The sequence below is a fragment of the Flavobacterium soyae genome (assembly GCF_045348165.1).
In the GTDB taxonomy this organism is placed as follows: Bacteria; Bacteroidota; Bacteroidia; order Flavobacteriales; family Flavobacteriaceae; genus Flavobacterium; species Flavobacterium soyae.
On the sequence record NZ_CP150845.1, the window covers coordinates 3,431,275 to 3,454,911 of the forward strand.

General features: G+C 35.4%; 12 protein-coding genes. 9 read left to right on the forward strand and 3 right to left on the reverse strand.

Translation table 11 applies throughout. The features are described 5' to 3' along the window. Positions 1-22: 22 nt before the first annotated feature. The 3 genes from AABD74_RS14665 to AABD74_RS14675 all read left to right on the forward strand — a co-directional run bounded on the left by AABD74_RS14665 (position 23) and on the right by AABD74_RS14675 (position 6,328). A complete protein-coding gene (locus AABD74_RS14665) occupies positions 23-2,233 on the forward strand; it encodes an alpha-galactosidase (protein ID WP_406843331.1) in 2,211 nt (736 codons plus the stop codon). A gap of 233 nt (positions 2,234-2,466) precedes the next feature. After that, positions 2,467-4,695 (forward strand): DUF6055 domain-containing protein, encoded by a 2,229-nt coding sequence (locus AABD74_RS14670; protein ID WP_406843332.1) that lies wholly within the window; start codon positions 2,467-2,469, stop codon positions 4,693-4,695. A gap of 568 nt (positions 4,696-5,263) precedes the next feature. Then, a complete protein-coding gene (locus AABD74_RS14675; protein WP_406843333.1) occupies positions 5,264-6,328 on the forward strand; it encodes a cellulase family glycosylhydrolase in 1,065 nt (354 codons plus the stop codon). A gap of 102 nt (positions 6,329-6,430) precedes the next feature. Here the strand turns inward: AABD74_RS14675 and AABD74_RS14680 are convergent, their stop codons facing one another. Next, complete coding sequence (locus AABD74_RS14680; protein ID WP_406843334.1) at positions 6,431-6,637, reverse strand: hypothetical protein; 207 nt, start codon at positions 6,635-6,637, stop codon at positions 6,431-6,433. 86 nt (positions 6,638-6,723) lie between these two features. Beyond that, a complete protein-coding gene (locus AABD74_RS14685) occupies positions 6,724-10,794 on the reverse strand; it encodes a two-component regulator propeller domain-containing protein (protein WP_406843335.1) in 4,071 nt (1,356 codons plus the stop codon). 991 nt (positions 10,795-11,785) lie between these two features. Here AABD74_RS14685 and AABD74_RS14690 point away from each other — a divergent pair. The 6 genes from AABD74_RS14690 (at position 11,786) to AABD74_RS14715 (ending at position 22,420) form a co-directional block, all read left to right on the forward strand. Beyond that, positions 11,786-14,728: a SusC/RagA family TonB-linked outer membrane protein gene (locus tag AABD74_RS14690; protein WP_406843336.1), complete on the forward strand. Its 2,943-nt coding sequence runs from the start codon at positions 11,786-11,788 to the stop codon at positions 14,726-14,728. Positions 14,729-14,738: 10 nt separating this feature from the next. Beyond that, positions 14,739-16,346 (forward strand): RagB/SusD family nutrient uptake outer membrane protein, encoded by a 1,608-nt coding sequence (locus AABD74_RS14695; protein ID WP_406843337.1) that lies wholly within the window; start codon positions 14,739-14,741, stop codon positions 16,344-16,346. 29 nt (positions 16,347-16,375) lie between these two features. Next, complete coding sequence (locus tag AABD74_RS14700; protein ID WP_406843338.1) at positions 16,376-17,443, forward strand: SusE domain-containing protein; 1,068 nt, start codon at positions 16,376-16,378, stop codon at positions 17,441-17,443. A gap of 108 nt (positions 17,444-17,551) precedes the next feature. Continuing rightward, the gene (locus AABD74_RS14705) at positions 17,552-18,649 is read left to right on the forward strand and encodes an arabinogalactan endo-beta-1,4-galactanase (RefSeq protein WP_406843339.1); all 1,098 of its coding nucleotides are present in this window, start codon (positions 17,552-17,554) and stop codon (positions 18,647-18,649) included. Between the two features lie 3 nt (positions 18,650-18,652). Further along, positions 18,653-19,684 (forward strand): arabinogalactan endo-beta-1,4-galactanase, encoded by a 1,032-nt coding sequence (locus AABD74_RS14710; protein WP_406843340.1) that lies wholly within the window; start codon positions 18,653-18,655, stop codon positions 19,682-19,684. Between the two features lie 297 nt (positions 19,685-19,981). Then, positions 19,982-22,420: a DUF4982 domain-containing protein gene (locus AABD74_RS14715; RefSeq protein WP_406843341.1), complete on the forward strand. Its 2,439-nt coding sequence runs from the start codon at positions 19,982-19,984 to the stop codon at positions 22,418-22,420. A gap of 142 nt (positions 22,421-22,562) precedes the next feature. On the opposite strand, the gene AABD74_RS14720 is transcribed toward AABD74_RS14715, so the two are convergent. After that, a complete protein-coding gene (locus tag AABD74_RS14720) occupies positions 22,563-23,606 on the reverse strand; it encodes a serine hydrolase domain-containing protein (protein WP_406843342.1) in 1,044 nt (347 codons plus the stop codon). Positions 23,607-23,637: the final 31 nt, after the last annotated feature.

Consider the following 23,637-nt stretch of genomic DNA (forward strand, 5'->3'; position numbering starts at 1 on the left):
CACCAAATAATAAAGACGTAAAATGAAGCAATTATTACTTTTATTATTAAGCCTTTTGTATTCTTTTGTTCAGGCACAGGAAAAACCGGTAATTCAGATTGAAACCGAAAATTCGGCCTTAGTTTTAAAAGTAGGTAAAAATCAAAAGTTATATCAGACTTATTTGGGTACAAAGCTGAATAACAGTTTTGAATATGAATTAGTATCCAAAGAAAACACCAAAAAGTTTATAGTCAACGACGGAAATCCATTGATTGATTTACGTCATAATGCTTATCCGGCTTTTGGTACGGATAATTTATTTACGTCTGCAATTCGAACTACGCATAATGATGGGAACCCTTCTCTGGAATTAGAATATCAAAATCATATCGTGAGAAAAATTGATGCTAATTCAACAGAAACAATCATTAAACTCAAAGATCCTCAATATCCTTTTTATGTAAATCTTTACTATAAAACATTCTATAAAGAAAATGTAATTGAGCTGTGGACAGAAATTCAGCATCAGGAAAAAAAGCCTGTAATACTTTATAATTATGCTTCATCGGCCTTACATTTAGATGCCGACAGATATTGGCTCACACAATATTACAGTGATGTTGTGGAGGAAATGAGAATGGAAGAAAGCCAGCTTAACCGGGGAAGCAGGATTATAGATTCAAAATTGGGAGTTCGTACCAACATGTTTGCCGCACCGAGTTTTTTCCTTTCGTTAAATTCAAAATCAAATGAAAACACAGGTGAAGTTATTGCCGGTACGATAGCGTGGTCAGGCAATTTTAAATACACGTTTGATGTAGACAATAACAACGAACTGAGAATTATTTCAGGAATCAATGAATTTGCCTCAGAGTACAGTCTGGAACCCGGAAAAGTATTCAAAACACCTTCTTTTATTTATACATTTTCGAATCAGGGAAAAGGGCAGGCGAGCAGGAATTTGCATGCCTGGGCCAGAAAATATGGGCTTAAAGACGGAGAAAAACCACGTTTGACTTTATTGAACAATTGGGAAACTACTTTTTTTGATTTTGATCAGACTAAGCTGAGTAATATGTTTGAGGATGCCAAAACATTAGGTGTCGATATGTTTTTACTGGACGACGGCTGGTTTGGAAATAAATACCCAAGAAGCGGTTCTGTATCTGGTTTGGGAGACTGGCAGGCCACGAAAACGAAATTACCGGACGGTATTGGTTTTTTGATGGAAAAAGCCAGGGAAACCAATGTAAAATTCGGTATCTGGATTGAACCCGAAATGATTAATGAGAAAAGTGAATTGTATGAAAAACACCCGGATTGGGTTTTAACCCTTCCAAATCGCGAAAAGAGCCTGTATCGTTCGCAATTGGTTTTGGATTTATGTAATCCGAAAGTTCAGGATTTTGTATTTAAGGTGGTTGATGATATAATGCAGACACAGTCTGGTGTGGCTTTTTTTAAATGGGACTGTAACCGCATGATGACGAACGCTTATTCCTCTTATTTAAAAAATAAACAATCCCATTTGTTTATAGAATATACAAGAGGATTATATAAAGTTCTGGATCAGATTAAAACGAAATATCCAAACCTGCCCATGATGCTTTGCGCCGGAGGCGGAGGCAGAGTGGATTACGGGATGCTGGACTACTTTACAGAATTTTGGGCGAGCGATAATACAGATCCTTTTGACCGTATTTTTATACAATGGGGCTATTCAGGTTTTTATCCTGCACTGGCGGTTTGCAATCACGTAACCTCAATGGGAAATCAATCCATTAAATTTAAGACCGATGCGGCCATGATGGGAAAATTAGGTTTTGATATTCATGTGGGTGGTTTAAAAACCGATGAGCTTTTATATTGTAAAGAGGCTGTAGCCAATTACAAGCGGTTAAGTCCCGTAATCTGGCAGGGAGATTTATACCGATTGATTTCTCCTTATGAAGACAGCAGGGCCGTTTTGATGTATGTAAATGAAAATAAAACACAATCGGTACTTTTTTCTTATACGCTGCATCCGCTTACAGATCCTAATTACAGTTTAGTAAGGCTGGAAGGACTTGATGCTTCAAAAATGTACAGTGTAAAAGAAATTAACTTAATGCCAAAAGCTAAAAATACTTTTGAAGAATCAGGTACTGTTTTTTCTGGTGATTTCCTTATGAAAGTTGGATTAAAAGTTTCTTCGTCAAGACAGGAAAGCAGTGTTGTTATAGAAATCACAGCTGTAGAACTGAATGATTAGTTTGAACCGTTCCATTGTTTATTAATCTTTTCTTAAGACTTGTTCTTTTTTTATATAATAATTTTTTAAGATGTTTGATAATATTTGATAAGTGACTGGGTAATAAGTAGATGTAAATACAAAAACGAGGTAAAATAGTATTAAATATAGTTAATATTGTATTATAAATACTATAATTTCATGTTTACATTTACATAGAATTCATTGCCCCTTAACTAATAACTAAATATACTATGAAAAAACTTTTACTACTAGCAGTCCTTTTTCTGTCCAGTCATTGTATAATTGCTCAGAAAACGCTTTTTACACCCACAGAATGGAGTGATCCAAATAATGAATTTTATAATAAAATATCAAATTCCAGAAAATATGAATCCACAAATTTTGTACTTTACTGGGGAGATAAAGTTGGGACTAATCCAGCTGCATATTCAGACCCAGTTTTGAGGTTTGCGCCTAAAGCAGTTGCAGATACGCTTGAACACAGCTTTAAACGATACATAACCGATCTGCATTTTATTAATAATTCACCGACAACGAATTTTGGAAAATACAAGATCATTATTATGGTCATGAATACCTGGAATTCAACAGATCCGCGTTTAGAGGCATTTGCCCATGCAAGTTCTTTTAGTAATACTATTGGTGCAATGTTTGTGCATCCCGAAGCCACCAGAGACGGCGGGGCATTATCTCACGAATTTGCCCACACGCTTCAAATGATGATGCGGATTCAGGAGAATCCCGGTAACGGAACAGCATTTGCAGGTTACGATTGGGCAGGCCCTTTTTTTGAAGGCCATGCCAATTTTATGAGGGCACAGGCATATCCGAAATGGGCCGATATAGACGGAACCTTAACGAGATGGATACAAACCAGGCATTTTATGTGGTCATCTACCCGTCATCATTATACCAATTTTCATTTAATGTATTATGTGCAGGAAAAAGACGGATTTGATTTTACCAGAAGAATGTGGGCAGAATCTAAAAATGAGGAGCATCCTCTTGAAACCATTAAAAGGCTGAAAGGATTTACTCAGGAACAGCTTAACGATTATCTTTGGGGATATGCGCAAAGACAGCCGGCTTTTGATTATCCTATTCAATGGAATTCTCAAATAAACACAACAAGTAATTTCGGAAAAACAATTAGAGATACATATACGTTTATTAAAAATAATATGCCTCGTTATACAAGCAGGCAATACACATTATTGACAAAGGTAACAGGTACAACAGATCAATACTATACCAACAACGACTGGGCGCCGCAGGATTATGGAATGAATATAATTCCTTTGTACCCAACTTGCAGCGGTACTCAAAAGAAAGTTACAATTAAGTTTAAAGGACATACCGAAGTAAATCCAACTCAGGCCGGATGGCGTTATGGTTTTGTTACTACCAAAACAGACGGTACTGTATCTCGCTACAGCCCAATGTATAACTCTGATGGAGAAGCATCTTTTACCCTTAATACATCCAATGAAGCCGGAATTTTTCTTGTGGTTTTTTCAGCGCCAAAAGTACATGTAAACTACAATATGGATGTTGGTTATCCAAAACAGAGAAGATATCCTTATGAATTAAAAATAGCAAATGCTAATCCTGAAGGGTTTCAGCCGGCAGCCGATTTTAGAAAATTTCTTAAAACAAATGGACATTTGCATTCCAACGGAGGCGGATGGGTATCAAATAATGCCAGTGTTGCTGCTTCGGTTTTTGTTGGGCCTTATGCTATTGTAAGGGGCGGTACTGTTTCAGGCAATGCCCGTATAGATGGTTATGCAATGGTTGATGGTGGAAATGTGAGCGGAAATGCTATTGTTAGGGATAATGCCTGTGTTTACAATGCCACTTTATCCAGTAATGCTATTGTTGAAGGAAATGCATGGATGGAAGGCGGTTCAGTCGCAAACTCAGCTAATATTAAAGGAAATGCGATGCTGTTTGCCGGAAATTTTGGAAGTTCAGTTGTCGTGGGGGGTGATGCAGAAATAGGAAGCTGTTCTACTGCGGGTGTCTATCTTCAGTTTCCTTATTGGAGAAATGGCAGAACAGAATGTGATGGTAAAGGTGCTAATGATGCTTCTAATGTTGACATAAATACTGCATTTACAAATTTCTCGGCAGGAACAATGGCTTTTAGTACAACGCCTAACTGTACTACAACACTTAGTGTTAATAAGTCAGTTCTTGATTCAGAAGTTGATTTGAGTATTTATCCAAATCCAGCATCAGGAAATATCACAATTTCCTTTATGCAGACTGAACAGCAAAAAGTTAACATAACATTGTTTGATATTAATGGAAGAAAGTTAAATACTATAACTAACAAGACTTATGATGCCGGCAGAATTAATATTCCTTACAATTGCAGTTCTTTGACTAGTGGTGTTTACTTATTACGCATTGAAACGGAAAGTACCATCGTAAATAAAACATTTATTAAGAAATAGAAATACTCCATTTATTTAAAATTTAATCAGCCCTGTCAATACTATTTGACAGGGCTTTTATCGTTTAAATAATGTTTCACAGAGATTCTTTTTTGATTTTTATAAGTACAAGACCTGTAAATTTATTAATTGTATAATTATTTTATAGATAATTTAATTGCTAATATTTTATGTATTGTATTTTTTTAAAGCTAAAAAAATATCAAATTACCAATATGACCTCTTTTTTTTTCCAAATTACCCCTGTTGAGAAACTTCTGTAAGACATTACTTTGTAATAACATCATAATATGAAATGCAGCTGCTGTCTATAAGATGTTTTTTACTAACTAAACCCATAAAACCTATGAGACCGTACGATTAATTGCAATGAATGCACGTTATAATGGACTTACTTTTTAATTTTTGAAACTGAATTTCAAATAAGAAGAAAACAGAGACTGATTATTTTAAGTGCAGAGCCTTGCTGGTATATAAATAGTATTAAAAATAGATTTTTACAGTACTGTATAACAAGCAAGGAGAAGAACCAAACTATTAATTAAACAATTTAAACTATTTTATTTCAATGAAAAAAAGATATGCAGTTATGTTATTAGGCATCATTTTATGTGCCTGTTCCAAAGAAGAAGCTCTGGATGTAAATTCTGGAGATGCAGCGGCCAATGAGCCTGCAGTTGAAAACACAGTATCAAACACTAATGCTTCTACCGCTAAGGTCGGTGCTGCATCAATTGCCGGGTTAAACTGGGCAGACGGGCGAGATAATTTTGTAGATGGCTGGGTTATTATCTCAGGATTGACCGCAGGGGACAGCTACAGTACAGTTGCATCGAAAACAGAAGCCGTACTAAATGGTTTTTCCAGTAAAATAAGCGGAGTTAACACAATACGCATACCTATTAACCCGCCTTCTGTTGCAGAGAGCTGGTGGGGCAGTTATCAGGGAGTAATCGATAAAGCGACCAGTAAAGGATGGAAAGTAATCATTGCATGCTGGGAGTCATCTTCCTCAAAAGACGGCAAAATTGATAATACTACAGCTTTTTGGAATATGTGGACTACTGTAGTAAATAAATATCAAAGCAACGGGAACGTTTATTTTGAACCATTCAATGAGCCTCATGGCTATACATTATCGCAGCTCACGAGTATTTATGCTCAATTTCTTTCTAATTATTCCGGTGTTCCAAAAGGCAGAATAATCCTGGACGGAATAGGGTATTCTGAGAATGTTACCGGAGTTGGGGCAGACAGCCGTTTTAATGGCTGTTTACTTGGACTGCATAATTATGCTTTCTGGGCAACCAGATCAGTTACTCAATGGAGAGCAGACTGGCGCAGCCGCATAGGAAGTTATGGCGCCCGTACGGTGATTACTGAATTTGGTGCCGCAATGAACTCAGGCAAAGACTACCAGAACGGAAACCAGTCTGATAATGAAATTGCTTATATTGTGGCCACCAGCGATGTCTGCAGAAACGATCAAATTGCAAGTGTTTACTGGCCTGGATTGAGAGATAATGATTCTTACAGTCTGTTTACCAGAGGGGGCAGCGGAACCAACATTACTATAAATACAGTAAGCAGTACTGGTGTATTTCGTGTAAGATACGGCTGGGGCGAGAATTAATTTAACCCTAAAGCTATTTTGAGTTTAGTAAGGAAGAAGGTCAGCAATGACCTTCTTTTTTATGTTTGATAATTTGGAGTATGGAGAACTTAAGTGAGGTTTTTAAAATCCATAAAATTCAATTACTTTTTGTTTTAAGGGATTTGTACTCCAATCTGACCATTTGTTAGTGTATGGATCATATCCACATTTTAAAGGCTTTGAAAATATATTATGAGGCTCTTCAATATAAGCGCGGCAATCGGTACAAATATGTCTAAACTCGCAGTCTTTACAAGTTGTTATTTGATCTTTTGTAATATTCCTCATTTATAATCCCGCAATGCTTTTCATTAATAACTACAATTGCTGCCAACAATGAATTAATAAATGTCTTAATCCTCAAAAAAATCTAATTATGTAATATCTCTTTTCTGAATGATATTTAGTTCCTTATTAAAAGAATTTCTGTATTTTTTGATATACTCTGAAGGTTTCATCCCAAACAATTTTACAAACTGCTGGCGGAAATAGCGCTGATCTTCTATACCAACCAGAGGGCCGGCCTGCGCGATATTAATATTTTCAGTAAGCATAATTACTGCAGCTCTTCGGATTCTGATAGATCTGATAAAAACATTTACAGTTTGTCCCGAAATTGCTTTAATCTTTTTGTAAAGATTTGAATGGCTCATACCCATTGCAGCAGAGAAACTCTTTAGGTTAAATTCGCTGTTTTCGAGATTGGCTTCGACAATTTCGATACATTTATCAAGAAATTCTTTGTATTCAGCGGGAACTTTATTTACATTTTCCCGAAGTGTTATACTGTCCAGGAAATACTTGCGCAGCTGCCCTCTGTTTCGAAGAACAGAATCAACTCGTGCCAGAAGTATATCACTGTCAAAAGGCTTAGTGACATAATCATCTGCACCTTCGGTAATACTTTGCAAATGGATGTCGTTACTGGTTGTAGCAGTGAGAAGTATTACCGGAATATGGCTCAAATCATCATTTTGCTTGATTTTTTTGCATAAATCCAAACCGTTCATGCCTTCCATAGAGATATCGCTCAGTACAATATCCGGCATATGTTTTTCTATAAGTTTTAACCCTTCAAGACCATCAGCCGCAGAATAAACAATATAATTTTTAGAGAAAAGCTGCACGAGGTAATGATTCATTTCAGGATTGTCTTCAACAATTAGCAATACTTTTTTTGTACTGATTAATTCCTCCTGCAGATTTTCAGGATATGATGGCTGTATTCTTTTTTCATATGTATTTTGATGTGCGGCCGGCATTCCTTCAAGAAGTTCTCCCACAAGCGGAGACATGTGCGGATGATTCTCGCTTATGTTCATTTCTGCAAAATGGCTGTTTCCTTTAAGAAGTGTAATAATAAACGAAGTACCTTTTCCAACTTTACTTTTACACTGTATTTCACCATGATGTTTATTCACAAAATATTTGGCAATATAAAGGCCTATTCCAAACCCATTGCTGGCTTTAGACTCAATTTGCTTGAATTTTTCAAAAATAGTATCGATATCATTTTCATTGATGCCGCTTCCGGTATCTGATATAATAATCGAAACATCCGCAGTATTTTCCGTTATCTCAATAGTTATTGATCCATTATTTGGGGTAAATTTGAAAGCATTGGAGATTAAATTGAACAGCGTAATCTCTATTTTTTCATAATCGCCATATATTTCGGTTGGTGTTTTTTCTTCGATAAATTGATAGTTTAAACTTTTAACAGCTGCCATTTGTGTAAAGCTTTCGTAGATTTCACGGCAAAGCATGTTTAAATTAATCTTCGAAATTTTGAGTTCATCAAGATCTGTTTCGGCTTTTCTAAACAGTAATAATTGATCTGTAAGACTCAATAATCGTTTAGCATTTTTATAGGCAAGATTTAGGTCGAGATCATCTTCAGAACGGTTTTTTCTTTCAATTGCACTTTTAAGCGGATTTATAATTAAGGATAAAGGAGTGCGTAATTCATGGGCCATATAAGTGAACATAGAAAACTGTTTTTCGGCATGTTCCTTGTCTTTTTTATGCTCCATTCGGGCAAGTTTTATTTCATAGCGGAGTCTTTCCTTATTTTTATGATAATCTACATATGCGTAGATCGCACCAATTGCACCGATTAAGTAAAGTGTATATGCCCACCATGTTCGATACCAGGGCGGAAGGATTTTTACCGTTGTCAGTGTTACTTCATTGGTCCAGTTTCCAAAAACATCGGTTGTCTTTACTTTAAAAACATAAGTACCTTCAGTCAGTCTGGAATAATTTGCCCTGTTATTTTTTGAGGTATAATTCCAGTTTTTATCCCAGCCTTCAAGAAAGTAAGCGGTATTGATTTTTTCAGAATTAACATAATCAAGATAAACAAAATCAAAACTTAATGCCGATTTTTCATAAGGGAGTTCAGCACCGCTTATCATTTCGAGTTTTTTTTCTGTTATATAAGGACTGTTCATTTTTAAAGACTGATTGTTTACCAGCAAATCATTTAATAAAAATCGGCCTGTATTTTTTTTGTCTTTTATACTGTCAGGATGAAAAACATTGAATCCGTTTATACCCCCAAAAATAAATTCCCCTGTAGAAAGTTTAGTACCTGCATTCCAGCTAAATTGATTGCTCTGCAGTCCATCAGTAACCCCAAAATTTCTAAAAGTATTATTCTTAGGATTAAATCTTGAGATACCGTGATATGTACTCATCCATAAATTCCCTTCTTTGTCTTCTAAAAGGCGGAGTATAGTATTGCTTGAAAGGCCGTTTTGAGTAGTGTACTTTTTATAAGTTCTTGTTTTTCTGTCAAATAAAAGCAGACCGCCTTCTACTGTACCAATCCAGAGATTGTTGTTTTGATCTTCAGTTATACATCTGATTGTATAATCAGAATGATAGTTTTTTACTTTTTTTGTTTTTGGGTCGATTTCAAAAAAAGAATTGAATGTTCCGCCCCAGATCTTTCCGTCTTTGGTTTCATAGAGACAGGTAACATCGCGTAAAGCTGTACTGTAGCAGATAAATTTATTTTGTTTTCTATCAAATTGGTATAATGCGCCTGAGTTAGTTACGGCAAGCCACAACGTTTTTTTTGAATCTAAAAAGAGCAGCCATGATTCCTGTTCTGCTTTTTTAGTGTATTGATTATAAATAGAAAAATTCTGAATCGCCTTTGATTTTGGATCGATTCGGCATACTCCGCCTTTCCACATCGCTACCCAGATTGCATTATCAGAATCTCTGACTATACTTGTAACAAAATTGCTCTGAATTTTTCTGCCGGCAGCTGATGTTACAGAGTAGACATCGTAGGTATTTTGTTTCCTGTTCCAGTATCGCATTCCGGCGCCGTCTGTGCCTATCCAGATGTTTTTCTTTTCATCTTCACAGAAAGAAAGCATGAAGTTTGCAGCAGGATCTTCATCTTGTTTATTAGTCTGTGGTGTTTTGCTTTTAAAATGATTAAAATAAAGCGGTTTTTTGCCCATCATGCTTACACCGCCGCGCAAAGTTCCAAACCACATTTCTCCGTTTTTACTTTCAAATATATCATAAAGAGATTTACTGTTAAGTAATGAAACAGGGCCGCTTGCACGATATAAAACAGGGGCAGACTGGTTTTTTGTAATAGTGTAAAGACCCGCACCGTCAGTAGCAATCCAGAGTCTGTTACCCTGCTGAAAAAAATCGCGTACTACAGTTTTTTCCAGAAAGTAATTTTTAGAATACGTATTCAGGCTCTCATTATATAAGTAAGCACCTTCATCAGAGCCAATCCACAATCCTTCATTTGTCAGCTTTATACAATTTGCGGCCGTAATAGTATTGTTGAGAAGTGTTAGTTTTTTTGATTTAATATCATACTGGCAAAGACCTGAGCCGGTTACAAAAACATAAAATACTTTTTTCTTAGCATTATAAGCTATTGATCGTGCTATATAATTTAATTTTCCATTAAATGGTATTGCCGTTCCAATTTGCTCCCCCTCTTTATAAACTACTATCGCCTCTTTTGTAGCAACAAGAATTATATTTTGAGAATGTACAGCAATTATCTCATAAGCAGTAATTTTTAAAGGTTTAGCTTTTTTATCAATTCCAAAATACTTCAATGGAGTAAAAGAGGAACGTTCTGCATTAAAAACAACAGGGCCGGCTGTTGTTCCTATCCACAAATTGTTTTTATAGTCACCTTCAATACAGCTAATGGCATTTCCCTGAATAGAATTAGGATCAGTATGGATATGACGGTAAATTTTAAAATCATTTCCGTCATATCTATTCAGTCCGTCAAAAGTTCCAAACCACATATATCCATTTTGATCCTGATATATTGACGCAGCAGAATTGTTAGAAAGCCCTGATGATATATCAAGATGTCTTATTGGGTAATTCTGTCCAAATGCATTTATAGAAAGAAAACTAATAACAAGAAAAGACTTTAGCTTATTCATAGAATTTTTTTTAAAAAGCTTGCTGCTCTTTGATATACGAAAAATACAAGGAATGTGATCTGAAAGCCGGATCATTTTTTATATGAATATAGGTAAAATCTGTATGCTTTGCGAAATTAATGTATTTTTATATGGTGTGTAAAAATAACATTTGTTTTTTAGATTAATTACGCCTGTTGAGGTAATGCATAAAAAATTAATTGGCACTCATAGAAACATAGATTTTGTGATGTTGAAAAAGGTAAATAGAAAAATCCGTTTTTATTAGCGTTTTCGCTTTAGCGAATCTGTAAAATCAGCGTATAATTTTGACGCGGATAAAACAGATTTACTTCGTAAAAACGCGGATAAAAACGGATTTTATTTGGAATAATTTTTATTTTCTAAAAGCTTAATTTAATGACATTGTCCGAAGTATCGAGATGTGTTAATGAAAGTGAAACGTCTTTTTTTAAGAATATACCGGTTAAAAATTATACTCTTAGTTAATTATTAAAAATATTATTTTAATGGTTAATTATTGGTTTTGTTATTTTTTTTTGAATGAAAAATTGCATAATATGTTTTTATGAAGCGTTGTATATGGTTTTTTACGAAAATGTCCCCTTTTATAAATGAATTTTTCCCTGTCTTAAAAACTTGCTGTATCCTTAATTTGCAAGTGAGTTGATAAGCTATAACGTTTGAATAAAAATGTTTTGTTTTTGTTCAAAGCAAGTCGATGAAATAACAAACAAATTATCTTAACCAAAAACAATTTAGACATGACCAGCATTCCAATTAAAATTTACTGGCGAAAAACTCTACTCATTCTAAAAAAATAGAGTAAGCTTATTTTTGATGCAGGTTATAATTTTAAGAAACGATTTCTATAGAAACAATTATTATAGAAAATATCTCCTGTTTCTTTAAAAGTTATATATATCTGCAATCATTTTGTAACCAGCACTAATTAACAAAAACTAACTTAAACCAAACCAATTAAAAAAGTATGAAAAGAATTAAAACCAAATTTTTACTTTTATTACTCTTACTTCCTTTTTGTGTTTTTGCTCAGAACACAATTAGCGGTGTTGTCCTCGAAAAAGGAGCCAAGCAGCCCATACCAGGAGTAAACATAAAAGTATCGGGAACAAACATTAGTACCTCTACTGACTTTGATGGAAAATTTAAATTATCCGGAGTAAAAGCAGACAGCCAAATTACGTTTTCCTATACCGGTTATGCCACTCAGACGATTCCGGCAGGCGGGCAGAAAAACATAACTGTATATCTTGAAGAAGATACTAATCAATTAAAAGAAGTAGTTGTTCAGGTAGGTTACGGAAGCGTTAAAAAGAAAGACGCTACAGGATCTGTTACGGCACTTACTACAAAAGACTTTAACAAAGGAAATAATATTACGACAGAAAACCTGCTTAACGGAAGAGTAGCCGGTTTAACAGTAAATTCAACAGGCGCTCCGGGTTCTAGTTCTCAAATTAGGATTCGAGGTGGAAGTTCGCTTTTTGCAAGTAATGATCCACTTATTGTAATTGACGGACTGCCTCTTGATAATGCTACAAATACAGGTTCTTCGTCCTTTTTGGCATCATTAAATCCGGCTACTGTCGAATCGATAACTGTTTTAAAAGATGCTTCGGCTTCGGCAATTTATGGTTCCCGCGCTTCAAATGGTGTAATAATTATTACTACTAAAAAAGGAAGCAAAACATTATCTGTAGATTATAATGTACAATATGCTGCGGGCACGCTGACTAAAACTGTTGATGTTTTTAGTGCAGATGAATTTAGAAGTGTGATTGCAGACAGAAGAAGCGATGACCTAAATAAGCTGGGAACTGCAAATACTGACTGGCAAAAAGCAATTTACAGAAACACCGGAACGGTAGATCAAAGTTTAGCCGTGAGAGGAAATCTATTCAATATTATTCCAACAAGCTTAACGCTGGGAAATACAGATCAGCAAGGATTGCGTTTAACCAATAATTTTAAAAGAAATACGGTTGGTTTAGTAATGAACCCTGCTTTCTTTGACAACCATTTAAAACTTAGGCTTTCGGCCAATTATACAAACGAAATAAACAGATTTACTGATGCTGTTGAAGGAGCTGCTATTGGTTTTGACCCAACACAGCCAATAAAAGTTGAAGGTGCGCCTTACGGAGGTTATTTTGAATATACTACTGGTGTAGATGCCAACGGAAATTATCCGTTAGTATCAACTGCAGCAAGAAACCCTGTTTCGCAATTGCTGAATACAAATGATAGAGGAACAAATGACAGGATTTTTGGAAATTTTGAAATTGATTATAAATTTCATTTTTTACCCGCTTTAAGAGCCGTTGTAAATGTTGGTTTTGATGAATCGAATGGAGAAAGAAGAAGATTAGTTGGTGCTGATGCCGGTTCTGCTCCGTCAAACAACAACATTCCGTATGGTACAAATGAATATACAGAAGCAACCAGAAGAAATAAATTATTAGATACTTATTTAGTTTATAACAAAACGTTTAACTCATTGAATTTTGAAATGACAGGTGGTTATTCGTATCAAAAATTTCAAAGCTCAAGATTTGAAACAGGCAACATTCTGAACCCTGATCTGCCATCAACATTTCCTGAAACTACTCTTGATACAGATGTTGTTTTATTAGGATTCTTTGCCAGAACAAATTTAAATTTCAGAGATAAATATTTATTAACACTGTCTTACAGACGAGACGGTTCATCAAGATTTGAAGAAGCCAATCGCTGGGGGAATTTTCCATCGGCAGCATTTGCATGGAAAATCAGAGAAGATTTCTTTAAAAACAGTACTGTATTATCTGACTTAAAATTAAGGTTAAGTTACGGTATAACGGGACAGCAGGATATTCCTGAGCCAAACGGATATCTTCAAAAATATCAGGTCGGCGGTGGAAATTCTGAATATTATTTTGGAGACAGCCCGGTTCCGGTGGCACTTCCTTCAAAAAGAACAGACAATTTGAAATGGGAAGAAACCACTTCATACAATGCAGGTCTTGATTTTGGTTTTTTAAACAATCGCTTATCTGCCGGACTTGATGTGTATTACAAAGAATCTAAAGATTTATTAGTAAACGCAGCAATATCTGATGGTAGTAACTTCTCTAACCGTGTCTATCAAAATGTTGGAAGTTTTACCACAAAAGGTGTTGAGTTTACGATTAATGCCAATGCAGTTAAAACAGAAAATTTTAACTGGAACATGAACTTTAATATTGCCAAATTCGAAAGAAGAATAAAAAATCTGGTTAACGGAACTGATATCTTTTTAGGAGACAATATAGCAGGAACGGGAACTCCGGGACAAATTTTTAGAGAGGGTTACACTCCTTATTCTTTCTATGTATACAAACAATTATACAACAGCGAAGGAAAACCAATTGAAGGGGCATTTGCAGATTTAAATGGCGATAATATCAAAAATGATTCAGATAAATACATTTATAATAATCCAGATCCGGATTTTACATTAGGATTTGCATCAAACATGAATTATAAAAAGTTTGACTTTTCATTCAATTTAAGAGCAAGTATTGGTAATCGGATTTTTAATGCCGTAGATGCCAGCAGAGCACAATATGACGCTATGGAAAACGGAGGTGTTTTAAGTAATATCCCTTCGCAGGTAACAGAAACTAACTTTCAAACTACTTCAAATGTTGTATTATCAGATCTTTATATAGAAAATGCTTCATTTTTAAAATTAGACAATGTTACGTTAGGATATACTTTATCGAACTGGTTAAACAGTAAAGCTTCATTAAGAGTGTCGACCGGGGTTCAGAACGTTTTTGTACTTACAAAATACAATGGTTTAGATCCTGAAATTACAAATAACGGTGTAGATAAAACGATTTATCCAAGACAAAGATCAATCCTGTTTGGTCTTAATCTTAAATTTTAATAACGAAATCATGAAAAAATATATAGTAACAACAATAATAGCATTGACTGTGGTTTTTCAGTCGTGTACAGATGATTTAAATGTAGTCTCGAAAGATGACGACGTTCTTTCTTCTGATGTTTTATTTTCTACACCTGACGGATACAAAAAAGCATTTGCCGGAGTGTACGGAAATTTAACTTTAACAGGAGTTATTGGTCCTAATGATTCTTCACTGGAAGGGGTAGATGCAGGCACAAGCCAGTTTACAAGATGTTTATTATACATGCAGGAATTAACTACAGACGAATTGGTTTGGAGCTATGAAAATGATGGAGGAACGGCAGAATTACAACGTAATATCTGGACAGCGGCAAACCCTGTTATTTTAGGTATGTTTAGCAGAACGATGGTTTCTGTTTCTTATGCAAACGAGTTTTTACGTCAAAGCACACCAGAAAAATTAAGTTCAAGAGGTATTACAAATACTGCAGATCTGGCAGATATAGCACTTTACCGTCAGGAAGTTCGTGTTTTAAGAGCGTATGCTTATTACAATATGATGGATTTATTTGGAAAAGCGCCAATGTATACCGAAAATGATCCGGTAAATTTTACCGGCCCAGAGTTTAACAGAAAGCAATTATTCGATTTTATCGAAAGTGAATTAAAAGCCGTTTTACCAGATTTAAAAGCAGCCAGAACAAATGTATATGGAAGATTAGACCAATCTATGGCTCGTATGATTTTGGCTAAAATGTATTTGAATGCCCAGGTATATATTCAGACCGATCGTTTTGATGACTGCATTACAATGTGTAACGAAATTATTGACGGCGGTTATACTTTGAAAACAAAATATCTGGACAATTTTAAGGCAGACAACAATACTTCTCAGGAAATCATTTTCGGGATCCAGTCTGATGGAGCAGTTTCTCAAAACTGGGGAGCAACAACTGTTTTAACAAACGGGCAAATTGGTGCCTGGGAAAATAATGGTGCTGATTTTGGAATTGGCGGCTGGACAGGAGCGCTTAGAATCAGAAAAGAATTTGCTCAAAAATTTGACGGGACAAAATTCAGTCAGGATACCAGAAATACAATTGGTAAAGGCGTTCAGGGCGATCCATCAAAACAAAGATCTATTGATATTGAAGATATTGGCGTAAAAACACAAGGTTATATTTTATCTAAATTTTCTAATAAAACTTCAACAGGAGTTAACGGCAGCAGTTCTACTTATGCTGATACTGATTTTCCTTTATTCAGGTTAGCCGATGTATATTTAATGTATGCTGAAGCTACTTTAAGAGGCGGAAACGGGACAACAGCCCAGGCATTAAATTATGTAAATGCTTTAAGACAAAGAGCCAATTCTAATTCAACTGTTGGTAACATTACTTTAAGTGAATTAACGCTTGATTTTCTTATTGATGAAAGAGCACGCGAATTACACTGGGAAGCACACCGAAGACAAGATTTAATTCGTTTTGGAAAATATACAGGAGGATCATATAATTGGGCATGGAAAGGAAATTCTTCAAAAGGAATCTCTATTCCGTCTTACATGAGTGTTTTTCCTATTCCGGAAGGGTCATTGGGAGCAAATAGAAATTTAACTCAAAACACGGGTTACTAAAACTTTTTTTAAACTTAAACGATATACAAATGAAACTTATATATAAACTATTTATAGCAGTGGTGTTACTTACAGGATTTTGGTCTTGTGAAAACGAAGAGAATTTGATGATTTTAGAGCCTCAGGAAGCTGCTTTTTCTATCATAACTCCTGAAAACGGTTCTTCTACTATTTTAAATAAAGAAACACCAAACAATACGGCCCTGACTGTAACCTGGGAAAAAGTAAATTACGGAACCCCAACGATTGTTACCTATACAGTGCAGTTTGCAGCAAGTAATACAGAGTTTGCAGCACCGCTGGATATTACAACTTCTACAACTACACATGCTGCTATTACAGTAGCAGAACTTAATGCAAAAGCACTGGAACTTGGACTTACAGCCGGTGTTGAAGGAACAATCGATATTAGAATTAAATCTACCGTTGGAACAACACTTTCAGAACCAAAATTTTCTACGCCAATTACAATTGCATTGACTCCTTACAGAGGTGTTTTCCCTAAAGTCGATTTATTTTTAGTAGGGCCCGGAACTGCAGCAGGATGGAGTGTAACCAGCAACAACATGCCAATTTACAGAGACCCAAAAGAAAATGCAAAACACTATTATACAGGATATTTTAATAAAGATGGTTTTAAATTAATCGAGCAAATTGGATTCTGGGCTCCAATGTACGGAGCAAATGGCGCTAACGTACAATACAGAGCAACAGAAAGCGATAGTGATCCTGGTGTATTCCCAACAACAGCTTCAGGTTATTACAGCTTTGAGATTAATATTGAAGAATTGACATACAAAATTACGCCTTACACAGGACCAATGACAACCTATGCAACAATTGGTTTGACCGGATCTGTATTAACAGGCGATGATACCGGCTGGAATACAGAGGTTCCTTTAGTGAAATCTGCATTTGATGAGCATATCTGGAAAGTTACCCAAACTTTAAAAGCCGGAAAAATGAAATTCAAAGCAAACAACAGCTGGGATGTAAACTGGGGAGATAACGGTGGAGATATCATTGTTGAGGCCGGAAAATATGATATCTGGTTCAATGATTTAGACGGTCGTTACATGTTTATATCAACTCCATAAATTGAATTAAAAATCAGAGAAGCCTCAATGGTGAAAATTTGAGGCTTCTTCTTTACATTAAAAGAAGTTATTTTAAATTCAAAATTTCAATCATTATAATTCATAATTATGAAAAAATATATAAAAATTCTTGGGCTGCTTGCCATTACAGCAATTCAGTTTTCGTGCTCAGGTAATGATTCTGAAGATGCAGAAGCTGTTAACCCGCCAGATGCAAGTGATACTTTTATCAGAGCATCAGATGTTTCATTTCTCCCTCAAATGGAATCTTTAGGAACTAAATTTTACAATAACGGCAAAGCCGAAGGAATGCTTACAACACTAAAAAATGCAGGTTGTAATACAGTTAGAATTCGTTTATGGAAAAAACCTGTAAATGGGCGTTCTGGTTTAAGTGAAGTAAAACAGTTGGCTCAAAAAGCAAGGCAGGCCGGTTTAAGAGTCTGGCTTACCGTTCACTATTCTGATACTTGGGCCGATCCTGGCGCTCAGACCATTCCCGAAGAATGGAAAAATTTATCTTTTACCGATTTAAAAACGGCAGTTTCTAATTACACATCAGCAATAATTACAGAAATTAATCCGGATATTATTCAAATTGGTAATGAAATCAATAGTGGGTTATTGTGGCCGAAAGGAAACCTAATTAGTAACGAACAGCAATGTATAGCTTTATTAAGTGCTGCAAGTGCTGCAGTTCGCAGTAAAGCGCCAAATACAAAAATAATGATTCATTATGCAGGTGTAAATGGCGGTGGTACAGATTGGTTTTTTACCAAAATGAAAAGTGTTGATTACGACTATATCGGATTATCTTATTATCCTGTCTGGCACGGTAAAGATTTAACAGAAGTAAAAAATACCATTGATGCTTTAGGAAAGAAATTCAGCAAAAAAGTCCTGATTGCAGAAACCGCTTATCCTTTTACTTTATTGCACAATGACCAGACTAATAATATTGTAGGCACAAACGATCAGCTGGTTCCGGGATATCCTGCAACTCCGGCAGGACAAAGAACTTTTGTTTTGGATATTAAAAACATAGTAAAAACATCAGAATCCGGGCAGGGATTTGCGTATTGGGGTGGAGAATGGGTTGCTTTTAAAGGACCGCAATCTCAAAGCGGCTCTACATTCGAAAATCAGGCTTTATACAGTTTTGATAACAATGCCTTATCAGTAATGCAAGCTTTCAGTAAAGACTAAAACATGAAAAAATCACTTAAAATTGTATCTTTTTTGATGATAACTGCCATTTTGTTTACTTCATGTAAATCTAAAATGACAAGTGAAAAATATTCTTTTTCAAAAGGAGCAGATGTGGGCTGGCTTCCGCAAATGGAAGCAACGGGCTATAAATTTTATGATGCAGACGGTTCTCAAAAAGACTGTCTGCAATTATTAAAAGACCGCGGAATAAACACCATTAGGTTACGTGTCTGGGTAAATCCAAATGATGATAAAGCCAGCGGGCACTGCAGTCCCGAAGAAACAGTTGTTATGGCGGTCCGCGCACAAAAAATGGGAATGCGCATCATGATCGATTTTCATTACAGCGATTCCTGGGCAGATCCCGGCAAACAAAATAAACCAGCTGCATGGGCAAAACACTCCTTTCCAGAATTATTAAATGATGTTTATCAGCATACTTATGATGTTTTGCAGCTGTTAAAAAAAGCAGGAGTAACCCCGGAATGGGTTCAGGTTGGAAATGAAATTCCGGGCGGTATGCTTTGGCCGGAAGGAAGCACAGACAATTTTAATCAGCTGGCACAACTGCTTAATAAAGGATATGAAGCAACAAAAGCTATCGACCCAAAAATTAAAGTAATTGTTCATCTTGATGAAGGAAATAAAAGTGAAAAATTCAGATGGTTTTTTGATAAAGTAACTGAAAATAAGGTAAAATACGATGTAATTGGTTTATCGTATTATCCGTATTGGATTAAAACCGATTATCAAAGTACCATTTTAGATTTAGAAAATAATCTAAAAGACATGGCTTTGCGCTACAATAAAGAAGTTATGGTGGTTGAAGTTGGCGGTGATTATGAAGCTGTACAAAATACCAAAGAAATGCTTGAAGCTACTATAAAAGCCGTAAAAAGCGTACCTAATAATAAAGGTTTAGGTGTTATTTACTGGGAACCGCAAGGCGAAAAAAGCTGGAGCGGTTATCAATTAAACGCTTGGCTTTCTGACGGAAAACCTTCGCCGGCATTAGACGCTTTTAAAGAATAAATGTTTTTTAAATTAAAAATTAAAAATTGCCATTAAGATATTAAGTTTCATAAAGCTAAATTATCTTAACCCGTTGGATGTAGAGCATAAAAAAAAATTAAACACATAGAAACATAGATTTTATGTTCTTGAAAAAGTAAATCAAAAAGAAACTTGTTTCTCACACATACCTATGTTTGTTAATGCAAGTGAAACGCCTTTCCTGAGTTCAATAAATTCTATGTTTCTATGTGTTAAAAATAGTTGCACCTAACGAGTTGTCTTAATATCTTAATGTTGAAATAATTAAAACAGAAAATGAAATTAATTTTTAGATCAATATCATTCTTATTTCTACTGATTTTTTCGTCCGGAAAAATGATGTCGCAATCCACTACTGTTGTTTTAAAAGATAACTGGCTTTTTTCTAAAGAAGTAAAAGAAGATGCTTTTTCTGTAGATTTTAATGCTTCAAAATGGGAAAAAGTCAGTGTGCCTCATGATTGGGCCATTTATGGACCTTTTGATAAAGAATGGGATAGACAGGTTTCGGCAATTGAACAAAACGGAGAAAAAATCCCAACCGAAAAAACAGGCCGTACCGGAGCACTTCCGCATATTGGAACAGGCTGGTATCGTAATACATTTTCTATTCCGGAGTTTAAAAAGGGGAAAAAAGCAATTCTTATTTTTGAAGGGGCTATGAGCGAACCTCAGGTTTTTTTAAATGGAAAAAAAATAGGAGAATGGGGGTATGGTTACAGCTATTTTTATATTGATATTACCAAAGATCTCAAAGCAGGCTCAGAAAATTTATTGGCCGTAAAACTGACTAATATGCCATTTTCTTCAAGATGGTACCCCGGAGCTGGTCTTTACAGAAAAGTTAGTATTGTAGTAAAAGAGGAGGAAAGTTTTGCACAATGGGGAACTTTTATAACAACTCCTGAAATGAAGGCGGATAATGCTGTTGTTGATATTAAAGCTGAGTTTCATGGCAGTAACCTGTCAATGGAAACCCAAATAAAGGATGCAGATAATAATGTAGTAGCGGCACAAAAAGGTGCAGAAATGAAGGATGGAAAATTCCATCAGATAATTGCAGTTGCCAAACCACATTTGTGGAGTCCTGAGACACCATATTTGTACACAGCGGTAACCAAATTATATGCAGCTGACGGAACTTTAAAAGACGAACAAAACATAAAGTTTGGTATAAGATTCATTAAATACGAACCCAATAAAGGATTTAGCCTTAATGGTAAAGTGACAAAATTTAAAGGAGTTTGTCTTCATCATGATTTGGGTCCTCTTGGTGCGGCTGTAAACAAAGCGGCACTTCGCAGACAGCTTACGATTCTAAAAGATATGGGATGCAACGCGATCCGAAGTTCTCATAATATGCCCTCTTTTGAACAGCTTGAACTGGCTGATGAAATGGGATTTATGTTTCTCGCAGAAAGTTTTGATGAATGGGCAAAGCCAAAAGTAGAAAACGGATATCATCGTTTTTTTGAAAAATATGCAGAAAAAGATATTGTGAATTTAGTGAGAGCCACACGAAACCATCCTTGTATTGTAATGTGGAGTTCAGGAAATGAAGTTCCGGATCAATATGGGGCCGAAGGTTTGACAAGGGCTAAATTTTTGCAGGATATTTTTCATAGAGAAGATCCAACACGCCCTGTAACGGTGGGAATGGATCAGGTAAAACAGACTATGGCATCAGGTTTTGGGTCTTTATTAGATGTTCCCGGGCTGAACTACAGGGTTCATCTTTATGAAGAAGCTTATAAATCATTCCCGCAAGGATTTATTTTAGGTTCAGAAACAGCTTCAACTGTGAGTTCAAGAGGAATTTATAAATTTCCTGTTGTACAGGCAAAAAATAAAGAATACGATGATCTTCAATGTTCGTCTTATGATCTTGAAGCCTGCAGCTGGTCAAATGTTCCTGATGAAGATTTTGTACTTCAGGATGACAAGCCGTGGGTTATTGGAGAATTTGTCTGGACAGGTTTTGATTATTTAGGAGAACCTACGCCTTATGATGAAAAATGGCCGTCAAGAAGTTCTTATTTCGGGATTTCAGATTTGGCAGGACTTCCTAAAGACCGTTTTTATCTTTACAGAAGCAGATGGAATACGAAAGATAAAACGCTTCATATACTGCCGCATTGGAACTGGAAAGGAAGAGAAGGGGAAATCACTCCTGTTTTCGTTTACACAAATTACGACAGCGCTGAGCTTTTTGTAAATGGAAAAAGTATGGGAGTCCAGAAAAAAAATAATTCAAGTCCGCAAAATCGTTATCGTTTAATGTGGAATGATGTGAAGTATGAGCCTGGAACGGTAAAAGTTACAGCATTTGATTCAAATGGAAAAATAGCGGCAGAAAACGAGATTAAAACTGCCGGCGATCCATATAGAATTGTACTCGACGCAGACCGCGAAACTATTAAAGCTGATGGTGAGGATATCTCTTTTGTAACTGTTTCGGTAGTAGATAAAAACGGAATTCCATGTCCTGCAGCGGTCAATGAACTGCAGTTTAAAGTAACTGGTGCTGGAGTTTACAGAGCTGCATGTAATGGCGATGCCGCATCATTGGAAATATTTCACCAGAATAAAATGAAGCTTTTCAGCGGTAAACTTGTGGTTTTGGTTAAAGCAGTTAAAACTGCAGGCCCAATCCAATTGGAAGTAACTGGTAAAGGACTTCAGAAAGGTAAAATAAATTTAAAGTCAGAGCTTTAATAAAATATTGCAATCTTGAAAAAGTGATTTTCCTTTTCAAAATTACTTTCGAATCACTCATTGCCCACAGAAAGAAAAACAAAGCCACCGCATTTCAGTGGCTTTGTTTTTACTTTTTATCTCAAACTGTTTCATCTTTTCATTATTTACCGTTAATTAAAAAATCATTTAATCTTTTAGTGAATTCTAATCCTTTGTGACAATTCATAAAAAATACAAAACCTATTTTGGAATCTTTATAAAATTCGAAATTCGAATTATACCGGTTGTTATTATTTCCTGAATGGGAATATTTTAGCCCGTAAGGTGTTTTTTTGCAAAATATTCCCAGACAAATTGATTTTTGAGGTTCAGTTTCTAACTGAGGTAATGCCATATCTTGAAAGATGCTTCCTGGCGTATCGCTTTCTTTTATCAGTGCCATAATGAATTTTGCGTATTCTTTGCTTTCAGTACATAAACTATATGCAACACCCGGCTGTTGCCATAACTGGTTTTTCCCCCAGTATTTATTATCTTTTAATCCATCTGCCAGATGTTCTTCAACATATTTATTTTTTATTAGGTAAGAGTTTTTTATATCAAAAGGATTAAACACTTCTTCCTCAATTATATCTTCGATTTTTTTATTAGTTAAATGTGCCGCAACTTTTCCAAGATATTCGTATCCCTCACCAGAATAGCCGTATTTTTCACCAGGATTAGCAATAAAAGCTAACTTAGATCCATCTTCTCTCCAATTAGGTAACCCCGTGGTATGAGATAATACCATCCTTGCGGTTATTAATTTATTGCGGTCATCGTATTGAATATCTTCATAAGGGTAATACTTATAGAGTGGGGTATCTAAATCAAGAAAGCCCTTTTTTATAAGTTTATGAACAGCATAAGCGAAAACAGGTTTTGTCATTGAAGCTGCTTCAAACAGGGAATAGGTATCGATACTCTGTTTCTCATTATTTTTTATTCCTGATGCCTGATAGTAGACTATTTTGCCATCTTCTATAATCGCAATTGATATGGCAGGTATTTCGAGTGAATCCATCTGTTTTTTGATGAATTTATCAACATCACTTGTGGTTATGTTTTTGCCTTCTAACGTTTTTATTTGGGCAATTGTTTTATGGCTTAAAACGACTAATACAAAAAATAGCAGCAGATGCAGTTGTGTTCTTAGATTTTTCATTTATAGAAATTTATTTACTAAAAAAGACACC